The 12710-nt window shown below is 58.4% G+C and carries 8 protein-coding genes and 3 tRNA genes; 4 read left to right on the plus strand and 7 right to left on the minus strand.

The window, feature by feature from the left end; all coding sequences use genetic code 11:
• Window positions 1-47: 47 nt before the first annotated feature.
• Genes QP904_RS06710 through QP904_RS06740 form a run of 7 tightly spaced genes read right to left on the minus strand, consistent with a single transcriptional unit; the run spans window position 48 to window position 9613 of the window.
• Window positions 48-1529 carry a choice-of-anchor M domain-containing protein gene (locus QP904_RS06710; RefSeq protein ID WP_284835773.1) on the minus strand — a complete coding sequence of 494 codons (1482 nt, stop codon included), beginning with the start codon at window positions 1527-1529 and terminating at the stop codon, window positions 48-50.
• Window positions 1526-2434, minus strand: a complete 909-nt coding sequence (locus tag QP904_RS06715; RefSeq protein ID WP_284835774.1) for an anchored repeat-type ABC transporter permease subunit — start codon at window positions 2432-2434, stop codon at window positions 1526-1528. The genes QP904_RS06710 and QP904_RS06715 overlap by 4 nt, the downstream gene beginning before the upstream one ends.
• On the minus strand, window positions 2431-3159 hold the full coding sequence (locus QP904_RS06720) for an anchored repeat-type ABC transporter ATP-binding subunit (RefSeq protein WP_284835775.1): 729 nt from the start codon (window positions 3157-3159) through the stop codon (window positions 2431-2433). The genes QP904_RS06715 and QP904_RS06720 overlap by 4 nt, the downstream gene beginning before the upstream one ends.
• Window positions 3152-4030, minus strand: a complete 879-nt coding sequence (locus tag QP904_RS06725) for a choice-of-anchor M domain-containing protein (protein WP_023021690.1) — start codon at window positions 4028-4030, stop codon at window positions 3152-3154. Before QP904_RS06725 ends, QP904_RS06720 begins: the two co-directional genes overlap by 8 nt.
• Window positions 4023-5534: an anchored repeat ABC transporter, substrate-binding protein gene (locus QP904_RS06730; RefSeq protein WP_284835776.1), complete on the minus strand. Its 1512-nt coding sequence runs from the start codon at window positions 5532-5534 to the stop codon at window positions 4023-4025. Before QP904_RS06730 ends, QP904_RS06725 begins: the two co-directional genes overlap by 8 nt.
• Window positions 5534-7135 (minus strand): choice-of-anchor M domain-containing protein, encoded by a 1602-nt coding sequence (locus QP904_RS06735; RefSeq protein ID WP_284835777.1) that lies wholly within the window; start codon window positions 7133-7135, stop codon window positions 5534-5536. Before QP904_RS06735 ends, QP904_RS06730 begins: the two co-directional genes overlap by 1 nt.
• 36 nt (window positions 7136-7171) lie before the next feature.
• The gene (locus tag QP904_RS06740; RefSeq protein ID WP_200287625.1) at window positions 7172-9613 is read right to left on the minus strand and encodes a choice-of-anchor M domain-containing protein; all 2442 of its coding nucleotides are present in this window, start codon (window positions 9611-9613) and stop codon (window positions 7172-7174) included.
• Window positions 9614-9845: 232 nt separating this feature from the next.
• On the opposite strand from QP904_RS06740, the gene gltX reads away from it, so the two are divergent.
• The 4 genes from gltX (at window position 9846) to QP904_RS06760 (ending at window position 12535) form a co-directional block, all read left to right on the plus strand.
• On the plus strand, window positions 9846-11339 hold the full coding sequence (gene gltX / locus QP904_RS06745; protein WP_023021686.1) for a glutamate--tRNA ligase: 1494 nt from the start codon (window positions 9846-9848) through the stop codon (window positions 11337-11339).
• 246 nt (window positions 11340-11585) lie between these two features.
• Window positions 11586-11657, plus strand: a tRNA-Gln gene (locus tag QP904_RS06750).
• A gap of 39 nt (window positions 11658-11696) precedes the next feature.
• Window positions 11697-11769: transfer RNA gene (locus QP904_RS06755), tRNA-Glu, on the plus strand.
• Window positions 11770-12459: 690 nt separating this feature from the next.
• A tRNA-Glu gene (locus QP904_RS06760) sits at window positions 12460-12535 on the plus strand.
• Window positions 12536-12710 lie beyond the last annotated feature (175 nt).

Consider the following 12710-nt stretch of genomic DNA (forward strand, 5'->3'; position numbering starts at 1 on the left):
AGATCCTCTGGGCCTCGTTCTATGGTTGGCCGATAACTAGCACTGCGCTAGTCGACGCGCGGCAAGTGGGCCGTGGCATCATCGGCCGGCTGCTGCGCTGGGGCCTTCTTCTTGCGGAAGAACCGGACATAGACCAGCAGGCCGATTCCGAGCACCAGAGCGAATGCGCCTAGTCCGGCTAAAAGGCCCGCCCAGAAGCTGCTTTTAGCCAGGGTGGCGGTATACGCAGCGGCATTAGTCAGTACATTTCCAGTGTTTTTGCCTTCCGCAGCGCCGGCATCCGGCACCCTCTCTGCACCAGCGGTGCCTGCGGCCTTGCCCTTGGTACGCTTTGCGGACTTTGCGTCCCGAGAGCCGGTGGACTTTTTGGCCGTCGAGTGGGAAGAACCGCTGGTGGAAGCAGAACGGTGTGAGCCCGTGCCAGCGCCTCCGCTTTTTCCGGATTTCGCAGTGGAGGCAGAATCATTGACACGGCTAGCCGAATGGTGGGTCGTAGCCCCAGAACCAGCACCAGACTTTCGCGTAGTACCAGAGGCGTGAGCCGAACCCGTGGACGGCGTCTTATGTGGCGCTCCATCCTTCCCAGCGTCTTTTTCCTTGGTGCGGGAGGGCTGCTGGCGCTTGCCCGCGCTGTCCTCGTCAGAACCCTTCTTGTCTTCTTGTGGCTTGCCACCTTCTAGGAATTTCTGGCCCTCCTGCAGGGTATTGTCGAGTTCTTTGTCTAGCCCGGCGATGGCTTTGTCTACGTCTTTGATGTCTTTTTCCAGTTGCTTGGGGCGGCTATTTGAGTCGCCACCGTTGCCGGTAGCAGCGTCCGCATCGGTATAGTCCACGCCGCATAGATCTTTCGCATCTGCCTGCTCGCCGACGAGGAAGCCAGCATGGAGGTGATGGCGGGAGCCGTCGGGAAGCTCGAAGGTAAAGCTCACCGCGTAAGTACCCGGCTCGGTAAAGGCAAAGGCCGGGTGGGAATGGGAGTTGCCGGGGTAGTCCCAGGCAGAGCCATCGGCAGTGTCCATAAGCACCTTGGGGTCACCAAGATTCACCTGGTAGGCCAGGATGCGGCCATCTTCGGGGCCCTGTGCGATAGCCATGCTCAAGTTAGCGGTATCTCCAGTGGCGAGGAGATCCTGAGACAGCTCTTGGGTATTAAAACCTAGCCAAGGAGCATCGGGGTCTTGCGTTTGCGGCAGAATCCAACCTTCATCGGGCAGGGAAGAATCACCGAGCTCCGATAGCGGTTGTTTAAGGTCATCAGATACCTCAATGGCAAAGGACTCAGAGTCATGCTTGATGCCCTTGTCATCATCTTTCACCGTGAAGCTGAGATCACCGGAATCGCCGCTGAGCGCCATGTCCTGGTGGCCCTTGGTGATGAGGTCGAAGTCGCTGGAAGAGCATTCCTCGGTGGATTCTTCGGCATATGCGGTGGCGGGCTCGAAGGGTTCTACTCCCGCTCCCGGAAGGGCGCCGAGGCTAATAAGTCCGGCGGCGCCAAGGGCCACCGCGGTGCGGCAGACAGGTTTCATGAGGAGACGGATTCCTTTCGTGGGGTGGGGTGTGGGGCGTCGGAAAGCGAGGCACCTGCGTGCTTGCGGGCGCCGAGCAGTGGGTGGATGGCCCAAACGCCCAAGAAAATTATGGTAAGGGTGAGCACGATGGTGGCGCCGGCTGGCAGGTCAATGGCCCATGCTAGGTAGATACCGAGGAAGCTAGATAGCGCGCCAATGAGGGCGGATAGCCACATCATGGTCGTGAGGTTTGCGCTAAGTAGGCGTGCCGTCGCGGCCGGAGTGATAAGCAGTGCGAGGACCAAGATATTGCCGATCGTGCTTACGGAAATGACCACTGCGGCCGTGACGCACAGGTACAAAATGATATCCAGCACAAAGACGGGCAAGCCCATCGCGCGAGCGGTTTCCCGGTCCAAGCACGTGGCGTTGAGCTGGGGGCCAAAGGCTATAACGATGGCGATAACCACGGCACATACGCAGGCCGCGATGATGATATCGGTGCGGGATACGCCGGTGAGTGAGCCGAAGAGGAAGCTTGTCAACGAGGCACTATAGCCATCGGTGCGCGAGATGATCACCATGCCCAAGGCGAAGGCCGCGGCGAAGAAGATACCGATGATGGAATCCGCTCGTACGTGGCGACGCTGCGAAAAGGCGGCGATGAGCAAGGCCACAACCGCACCGGCGACTGCGCCACCCACGAGCACCGAGGCTTGCAGGGCGAAGGCAATGGCTAGGCCAGGAAATACCGCGTGGGAGACGGCATCGCCAATAAAGGCCATGCCGCGCAGCACGACATAGCAGCCGATGACGCCGCACACGATGGCCGCCAGCAAGGAGATGCCTACCGCGCGAGCGAGGAAGTCAAGGTGGGGATTAACCAGGTCGCGCAGGAAATCGAGGAAGGAAATTTCTATCATGCGGAGACTCCAATGGAAGAAAGCAAAGGCGAACCGGCACGCACGCCAAAGGTGTGCGTCCACGGATCCGTCTGGCGAAGAAGGCGCGAAGCGGAATCATCGGCTACCACGGTGCCGTTAAAAAGAATGAGGCGGTGGCAGGAATGTGCGGCTTCAGAAAGGTTATGAGTGGACATAATGATGGAGGTGCCGCGGTGGGAAAGCTCTTCAAAAAGCTCGAGGAGTGATTCGGTATTGGGCGCATCTAGCCCGGTAAAGGGCTCATCGAGCAGCAGCACGTGTGGTTGTGTGGCGAGTGCCCGGGCGATGAGCACGCGCTGGCGTTGACCACCGGAGAGTTCTTCGATGGGGCGGGTAGAAAACTCTTCCATGTGAACCAAACGAAGCGCCTCTGCCGCCGCGGCGTGGTCCGTGGCGCGCGGTCGCTTGAGCCAGCCGATAAGGCCGGTGCGGCCGCTGAGAACGGTGCGATAGACATTGATGGGAAAGCCCCATTCCACCTCGTGGCGCTGGGGAACATACCCCACAGTGCCGGAGATGCTGCGAGTTCCGGAGGAAGGAATGAGCCCTAAAATCGCGCGCATGAGGGTGGTCTTACCAGCACCATTGGGCCCGAGGAGCCCGATGAATTCGCCCGGGCAGACAGTGAGGTTGGCATCGGTGATGACGCTGCGGTGCGAGAGCGAGACGTTGAGATCAGCAACGGAAATAAGCGGTTTAGCCACGGTTATCGCCCCGCTTGGCTGAACGCAGGGCGAGTCCCAGGGCCAGTAGCAGTACTACGGCGCCGACACCGGCGAGGACAAAGACCCAGGTGGGAATAGAGGAGCCCGCGGTCTGGGCATCGTCTGGATTCCAGGTGGTGTCCTGGGCCGCTTGGACGTCGGCATCATCGCCCACGGCGAAGGTGAGTACGCCATCGGTGCTGAAATCGGCACCGTCCTTGGTCTTGCCCTTTACCCTGATGCCTACCTGATGGGTGCCTGGCTCCGTAAACGTCCAGTTGGCGTGGGTGTGGGTATTGAGGTCTACCCAGAAGTCCTCGTCGCTCTTCTGCGCGGTGGACCACAAGAGCTGTGGCGCTTCGAAGCCGCCGTTTTGCAGGAAGAGGGAGAAATCGCCTGGCCCGGAATGGCCGAGAAATTCCATGGTGACTCCACGATCGGCGGCGTCGACAAGTGAGGGCGCCTGGGTATTCCACCCCAGCCAGGGAACACCGACTTGTTCGGTTTGGGGAACTACCCAGACCTTATCGCCGGATTCAGCGCCAACGAAGCCAAAGTCATCTGTATCGGGAAGGGTTTGTTGTGCCTTATCGCCCACGGAAAACACGAGGTCATCCAGGTGACGCCAGACTGGCTTATCGCCGGCATCATCGCGGGCCATAAGCTCAGAATCCGTGCCATCAAGCAGGGCACCAACGTCTACGTGACCGGTATCGATGACCTTTTCCTGGCCTTGTGGGGCAACGTGTTCATCGGCACCGACTACCTGGGCGAGGTCGCCCGCCCAAGCAGGACTGGTAGAAAATGCCAGGCCTGCAGTAAGGACGCAGGCGGCGGTGCGGGTGGCGGTACGAGTAGCGAATTTAAGCATTTTTATCTCCATCGGTGGGGGTGGGGGTGAGGCAGCGCTGAAGGGAATCAGCGTTAAATTTCATAAGTTCGATGTAGGAGCTGACGGTGTCATCGAACGTGTCGCCGTAGATGGGGCACAGCTCCACGCCTTGCTCCGCGGCAGCCTGCTTCAATGTCTCGGCGCTTGCCTGCTGCACGGGTTCTACAAACACCGCTGGCAGATGTAGGTTCTCCAGCGTGCGGCGCAAGGAAATGACTTCGCGTGGGGAAGGCTCGATGGCCGGATTGGGAGTGACGAAGCCGGCCACCGACATGTCATATCCTTGCTCCAGATAGGCGTAGCCGTGGTGGGTCGTCACGAGGTGCCGGTTTTCTTTAGGGATAGAAGAAATGGCGCGGTCAACATAGGTATCCGTATTCCGCAAGCGCTGGGTGTAGGCCTCCGCCCGTTGGCGGTAGGACGCCCCGTGGGAAGGATCTGCTTGCGCCATTTCCTCGGCAATGACATCGACGTAGGCGATGGCGTTGTCCACGTTGTGCCATAGGTGCGGGTCCACCTCGCCGTGGATGTGCTTACCTAGGACCGCCTGCGGCAATAGGTAGGTATCCGCGCCCGGCCTGCCCAGGAAGCGGTAGGCAGGATCAGGCGGAATGGGCTGCAGCACTGAAGAGGGGATGGACACCACGGTGGTGGCAGGGTCGAAACGCTTGTCCTGATCGCGCAAGTCAATGCTGTGCTTGGCTAGGTCACCTGCAATATCCAGGTGTCCGGAATCTATCACTTGCATGCCTTTAGGTGGGTTTACTCCCACGGCCACAGTGAGGTGTTGGACGTCGGTGCCCTCTGCTTGGAACCCGAGGTGATAGATGCCTGGCTGGGAAAACCCCCAAGAGACGTGCGTGTGGGCGTTGGCCGGCAGGGTCACTGAGTCTTCTTTTTCATCGATGCCATCGGCCGAGTTAAAAAGGACCTCCGGGGTGCCGAAGGTAGAGACCACATAGGCCGCGGCGTTACCTGGTCCGTCGGCAGAGACCATGCGGAAATCCACTCCAGAAGAGCGCTGTTGTGCGCCGCTGATACGCAGGCCCAGCCAAATTGCCTCGAGCGAGACATCTTCTACCAGCGGCACGAGAGTGGCACCGCGGGTGGAGGCAGCATCGGCCACTTCCACCACGGGGGCATCGATGGATTCGTGCAGCGTATCGATGAGAGACTGCGGCTCCAGCAAGTAGCCATTGCTCAGCGCCAAATCGGCATTGGCAACATCGCGTACCGTGCGCAGCGTTGGCTCAAAGGTATGCGGATCTTTTCCACTGGGGATAAGGCTTTGTACGCGGGCATCTTCTCCCGCAATATTGCGCGCGAGATCCGCGAGGATCGGGGTGGTGGCCACCACGGTGAATTTCTCTCCGTCTCCAGCATCCAACGCGGCCGAGGGGGCACAACCAGTGGCCAGCAGGCAGGAGCCCAGCAGCGCGCCAATGGTCCGAAGCCTGCGTCTATGGGAAAGCGCACGCGCCATTAGTCCGCTGCCTTAGCTACAGCTAGGCGGGCAATGCCCAGGCCGAGGAAAAGCATGCCCAAGCCCAGTGCTCCGATGCCAAAGGGAACAATGGGAGTCCCCGTATTGGCTAAAGAACCGCCCTTGCTGGGGGCCTGAGCGGCCTGGCCAGTGCTTGTTCCGGTGCTTGTGGTAGAGCCACCAGCGCTTGCCGACGCCCCATCTGCCGCAGCACCATCTCCGCAGTCTCCGCCCTCCGGATTTACCGCAGCGCCTAGGTCGAAGTGCCCGTTGTCAAAGGCTTCCGCCGGCTTGTCGCCGCCGACCACGAAGTGAAGTGTCGCTTCGCCGGCGACTTGCTTGCCCTCATCGGTCTTGGCCACCTGGCGGATGGTGACGTCATAGGTGCCCTGCGCACCAAAGACCCAGTTGGGGTGCACGTGCGTATTGGGGGCAATCGAATAGGTGCCCTCCGCCGCATCGGCATTGCCTCGGAACCACTCATCGCCCACAATCTTTCCCAGTCCGCCCTGGGAGTAGACCATCATCGGGCCAGGGCCCTTGAAGCCTGCTAACTCCCAGGTGACATCGCCAGGGATATTCTCGCGCATGGTCGGACTTTGGGTATTAGCACCGAGCCACGGCACGCCATCGACCTGGGTAGAACCAATCATCCACGCCTGACCAGCTGGCACTGGGCCTACCTCTTGGGGCAGATCGACGCTGGATTTATCGGAGAGATAAAAGGTAGCGCCATCAGCATCGCGCCACTGGGAAGGAGAGACAGTATCGTCCTTGATTTGCGGCGTCATACCCGGGGTGCACTCTTTATCCGTAGCTGCACCGGATTTATCTGCGGCTGCAGCGCCGCCCTTGTCTGCTGAACGCGGGGTGCTCGTAGCTTCTTGGTCATTGCTAACCTCGCCAGTATCAGCCGATCGATCCGCTGCGGATGCATCGCCGCCGTCGCCCACCTCCCAGGTGTAGGTCACAGCATTGCTGGATTCGCCGTTGGAATGGGCTTGCACCGTCATGGTGTACGTGCCGGCCTCGCTAAAGGCCCAGTTGACGTGCCGGTGAGCAGGATTGGGCTGGTTGATGACCTCGCCGCTGGTGAGCTCCATTGAGCCGGAATCGGTCACCGTCTTCACATCGCCAAAGCCGCTCGTTTCAAAAACATACACTGAACCAGGTCCAGAGACTTCGGCGAATTCTAGGTCAACGTTGTCAAAGCCGCCATCGCGTGCAGGCTGGGTATCCCAGCCCGGCCAAATGATGCGTTGATCCTGGGTCTGCGGCAGGAAATAGGTGGGCTGGCCGATCTCCGGCACGGCCTCGGTGGCATCGGACCAAGCGTCCTCCACAACCTTGAGCACCACATCATCGCCGGAGCGTGGAACGCCCGATCCAGTGATGTCTTCCTTCATTGATAGGTGTAGCTGACCGTCTGGGGCCGTGACATAAAAGGCGTCTACGTGGCCAGAGTCGAAGACCTCATCAAAGGCAAGTGCCGCGGCGGGGGAGAAGAAGGCCAGTGCTGTGGCAAAGACGGCGGCGAATACGTGAATGAATCGGCGCCGCAGCGGGACGCGCCGAGGGGCAAAGGAGGGTGAATGATGCATTGTGGTTTCCCGTCTAGTTGGTGGGGTAGAAGAGGCTTAGAAGTTGAGGCCGAAGCGTTTGCGGATGAGGTCCTCGTTATCGCGGAAGAAGTTATAAAAGGCCTTGAAAACCACCACGAGAACCGCTGGGAGGACCAGACTCCACGGGCTAAACGAGGACCCTGTGGGCTCTTCTGGCCTTCCGGGGTGAGCTGGCTTGTCCGGCGTATCTGGGGTGGATGGTTGGGTGGAAGGCTCCTGGGAAGGCTCCGCGGAAGGCTTATCCGTTGGATTTTCGCTGGGCTCTCCGCTTCCGGCCGTGCCCGGCGCGCGGAAGGAACAGGAATCCAACGTCTTATCGCCCACGGCAAAGGTGAGGGTTTGGGGCGCGGACTTTAGCTCCTTGCCGTCTGTGCCCGTGGCCGTATAGGTGGCCTCAAAGGTGTACAAGCCAGGCTTGGAAAAGGCCCAGTGCGTATGGGTATGGGCCGGAAAGTTGGTTTCGATGGTGTAGTCTTTAGCCGCAGAATTGGCGAGGACCGAAAAGCCCTTGCCATGGGTGCCATCGATGAATGCGCCCCACTCGGCGCCGTCCGGCGTGGAGGTGGGCTTCAAGTTGAGATTGACGGCATTGTCCTTGGTTAAGGAATAGTCCAGATCCTGGGTGTTATAGCCTGGCCAAATGATGTTTTGGTCCTGGGTTTGCGGCAGGTGATAGAAGCGCTCACCGGGCTTTCCTAGAAAATCAAACTCCTTGCCCGCGAGCTTCTTATTGCGTGGGGTAAGAGCATTATCGTGTACACCGAGTACAACGTCATCGAGTTTGCGGTCAACAGATTTCTTGTCTACCTGCGCCGTGTCATCGCGCAGAACGGTTGCAAAGCCTCCCTCGGCAGGCTGGGCCTTGATATCTACATGCCCACGGTCTAATAGGTACTTCTCGCTGCATTGTGCATTGCCGGTTTGCGGTTTTTCGGTGCCTGGCTGCGGCGCTGAAGACGGAGTACCTTGCTCGCCGGGAGTAGTCTCCGGTTCGTCAGTGGAAGTAGAAAACTTCCCATTGACTTCATAATTTTCGCCGAAAGCAAAGGACTCGGTGATTACGCTGCTGGCATGTCCGGCCTTCAGAGTGGAATGGGGGAAGAGGTCAACCTTGGCAAAATAGCCCTTGAAGTACTCGCCCTCATCAAAGGAGACCTCGCCGTGGCCATTAGTAATAGGGGTTTCCAGATCCACGGTGGGGTATTTCGCCCCTTTGGTGTCATAGAGCCCGCCGGTGAGTAGGCCGTTGAAGTTTTTATCTTCGGTATCCACCACGATCTTGGTGCCGCCATCGCCCTGCTTGCGCATGCGGATGGTGTAGCCCAGTTCCTTTAGCTCGGTTTCCTGGGTGGGGGCAAGCTGGCGCGGCTGGGAGGTTTCCTGCCACGTATCAGCGGCGGCAGAAGAATCGGTGTGGCTGGATTTACCGGGTTGGAAGTCAAGAGGTTGGGATATCCAGCGTGGGGCATCACCCTCTGGGGTAAATACAGCCTGCACCTGGGAAGGGTCGGGGCCCATGTATTCGTCCCACTGAGCATGCCCATCCTTAACGGGAAGGTCGGTGAGGAAGTAGCCGTCGATAAGCAGCGTAAGGGTGCCTTGCGCCTTGTTCTTGGCATCGAAGGAGATGGTGGTGAGCTTGTCATCACCGTCTTTTTCGGGATTGGACTTCGGCGCCATGCGCAGGCTGTAGCCTGCAGCAGCGGCGTTACCGGCTGCGGATTGTGCGAAGCGTTCCTTGAGGCTCGGCGTCTTTTCTTCTTTGGGTTTCTGCCCGCCCACTTGGATGGTGGTGGTCTGTGGCTCATTGGCTATGAGCTGGCCGTCCTTTCCGCGCGCACTAGTGCGGTAGGTCAGGCGGTATCGTCCGGGCTTGGTAAACAGCGTGGAGTTGTGCGTATGCGTGCCGGCAACAAGGTAAGCAGAGTGCGGCGAATCCGGGAAGGAACCGAGCATGCGGTGCAGCTGGGTGCCGGCCTCATCATCTTTATTGGTAAAAAGCTCTACCTCGCCGGGGCCATCGACGCTGAGCAAATCAAGGAACGCGACCCCGTCACGGAATTTGTCCGTGGGCAAGGAGGTATCGGCGCCAAAGCCCAGCCAAATGGGTGAAGTATTGCCGGATACTTGGTGCGGCGCTGTGTAGTAGGTTGTACCAGGTGCCCCAATGTAGTCTTGCGTCCCGTTTGCCGGAAGCGTATAGAGATACTGGTTGCTGTTATCCGTGGCGCTGTAGCCCTTGCCCACCCAGGCAACGGTGTCGGCTATCGGGGGCTCTTGACCGCCAAACTCGGACTTTAGGACGAAATCGTTGTTCTCCCAGAAAGACTTGGGGGAGTCAACGTGGGTATTGGTAGCGATGTGCTTGCCATCATCCGGGCCCGCGACAGCCGTGGCGGGAGCGATTAGCGCCAACGTGCTCAGCGTGGCAAGGAAACGGGTGCGTGGGGAAGCCACAGTTGGGAAGGCCTTTCTACAGTTCTCACAAGTTCACCAGAAACTATAGAAAATGATTCCCATAACCTGTTAGACCTAATGGAAGTCAGTTTCATTGACCTGTGGTTTTGTAGTGAAACCTGTTTCCAATTACCCCAATTTGCGTGTAGGAATAAACTGCAAACCGCTACGCGCCGGGCAGGTTTCAGGGGCGCCTGGGCTGGTGCGGACTGGAATCGGCGGCTCCACTACGATGGTGGGCATGACTGAAGTACGCGTTAGATTCTGTCCATCCCCAACCGGCACACCGCACGTAGGCATGGTGCGCACCGCACTATTCAACTGGGCCTACGCCCGTCATACCGGCGGAAAGCTGGTATTTCGCATCGAGGACACCGATGCCGCCCGTGACTCTGAAGAGTCCTACCAGGCCATCATTGATTCCCTGACCTGGCTCGGGCTGGGCTGGGATGAGGGCATCAATGTCGGTGGCCCGCACGAGCCTTACCGTCAGTCCCAGCGCATGGACATCTACAAGGAAGTCCTAGACAAGCTCATCGAAGGTGGCTTTGTCTACCCGGCATATTCCACCGCCCAAGAGGTAGAGGAGCGCCACAAGGCGGCTGGCCGTGACCCGAAGTTGGGCTATGACAACTTTGACCGTGATCTCACCCAGGAGCAGATCGACGCTTTTGAGGCCGAAGGCCGCAAGCCGGTGTGGCGCCTACGCATGCCGGATCAGGACTGGACCTGGACTGACTTGGTCCGCGGGGAAATGACCTTCAAGTCTGAAACCCAGCCGGATTACGTGGTTGCTCGTTCCAACGGTGCGCCGCTCTACACCCTGGTTAACCCGGTGGATGATGCCCTAATGCGCATCACCCATGTGCTGCGCGGTGAAGATCTGCTGTCTTCTACTCCGCGGCAGCTCGCGCTTTACGACGCCCTGCAGAAGATCGGCATTGCCGAGTTCACTCCAGAGTTTGGTCACCTACCGTTCGTGATGGGCGAGGGTAATAAGAAGCTCTCTAAGCGTGATCCGCAGTCCAACCTGTTCAACCACCGTGATAATGGCATTATCCCGGAGGGCATGCTTAACTATCTCTCCTTGCTAGGGTGGTCGCTGTCTGCAGACCAGGATATTTTCAGCATGGAAGATTTGGTGAAGAACTTTGATGTCCACGATGTGCTGGGGAATCCGGCCCGCTTTGATCAGAAGAAGCTCGAGGCTATCAATGCCGACCATATCCGCCAGCTGGAACCAGAAGAGTTTGCCTTCCGTCTGCGCAACTACCTGACGGAATACACCGACTTTCCGGCCGACTATGACGGCGAGAAATTTGCCTTCGCGGCAGATCTGGTACAGACCCGTATCAAGACGCTTTCCGATGCTTATGGCCTCATGAGCTTCTTGGTTACCCCAGATGCGGAACTTCAACTCGATGAGAAGGCAGCGAAGAAGAACCTCAAGGAAGAGGCCGTGCAGCCTCTGGAGGTAGGTATTGAAACCCTCGAAGGTGTTGCCGAGTGGAAGACCGAGAATATCGAGGCGGCCCTTTCCCAGGCGCTTATTGAAGACCTAGAGCTGAAGCCTCGTAAGGCTTATGGTGCGCTGCGCGTAGCTATTTCTGGTGCCCAGGTTTCCCCACCGCTCTTTGAGTCCATGGAGCTGCTGGGTAAGGAATCTACCTTGGCCCGCCTGCGTGCCGCACGCGAGGTGACTCCCTACGTCCCGGCGGCGCAGTAGGTAACGCTGCGGCAAGCGCTGCAGTCAACGCTGGGATTAAGAACTCCTCTCGCGTTAGCGCGGTGGATGACGGCTGAACTACAGCACTGTCATTCACCGCATTTTTAATGCCGCCTTTATGGGCTGAAAAAGCGTTATGCGCTGGCGATTTGGCAGTTTACGCGAAGATCATTATAGTTATTACACGTTGCAGCGAGCAAGGGAGAACGGCTGAAAGGCAGTTAGCTTCCCTAGCGAGTTAGCAAATGGCCTATGGTGTAATTGGCAACACAGCGGTTTCTGGTACCGCCATTCTAGGTTCGAGTCCTGGTAGGCCAGCAGTGAAAATGCTTTAAACGGCAGGCTCACTAGTTCTATGCCCCGTTCGTCTAGCGGCCTAGGACGCCGGCCTCTCACGCCGGTAACACGGGTTCAAATCCCGTACGGGGTACAAAGACCTCCAGCTTAGCGCTGGAGGATTTTTCATATCCGAGTCGGTATCCTTTCGGGGCTTAAAGGGGAAGGTATCGATTGTGAGGTGTCGTCTAAAGGCCACGTGGAGATGTGGTCAAGCATGGGGGACTGGTTATAACCTAACCCCGGACCATTGGTAGCTTTCGCGCAGGCAGCGACGCGCCGCCGATAAGACCAGGGTTAAGACCACCGCGAAGTTGTGCAAACCCCTTCCAGTCCTGCAAGTACAGGCTTAGACTGCAAGTACAGCAGAAAACAGACAGAAAGGAGAGCGGGTGACAGAAATCGAAACGCACCACAGCGAAGGCGCACAGGCCGAAAGCATAGCCAGGTAGTAACGCTATAATCCACAACTTCCTTCCCACCAACATTTGTACGAAGTATAGGAGCCTGCAGTATATGCACTTCGACGCACAGCGCCATCCCGAGTCCTACTAGCACAGCGTTCTCGGCCACGGACTATCCACAGATTGCATGCGGAATAACCACTGATTCGATCCGCACCTCGGCCATGAAGAAACCTCACTGCAGTAGAAGACTCGGGACCCTTTTCGTTTTCCTAGCCTCCGCCCTCAAAACCGCCCCTAAGCGTGCGATTTGTGCTCAGTTAACCCATCGTTTACTCTTAACGAGTCCGCAACGCACAGTGTGTGCTTGCTGCGAACGCGCCCCGTTCGTCTAGCGGCCTAGGACGCCGGCCTCTCACGCCGGTAACACGGGTTCAAATCCCGTACGGGGTACCAATAGCAAGCTGCGAGCTTAATGGCTCGCAGCTTTTTGTTTTTAGTTCCAGGCGCATTTTTGCGGTTGGTGGCCCATAAATCTCTCGGCCCTCAGGCACCTGTATTCTTCAATTCTCGCTCGATTCTCGTCGAGCGCCCTAAACAGTGCAGCAGGCGGCGTTGCACCTCCCTACAG

Origin of the sequence: Corynebacterium nasorum (genome assembly GCF_030229765.1) — a bacterium.
Taxonomy (GTDB): domain Bacteria; phylum Actinomycetota; class Actinomycetes; order Mycobacteriales; family Mycobacteriaceae; genus Corynebacterium; species Corynebacterium kefirresidentii.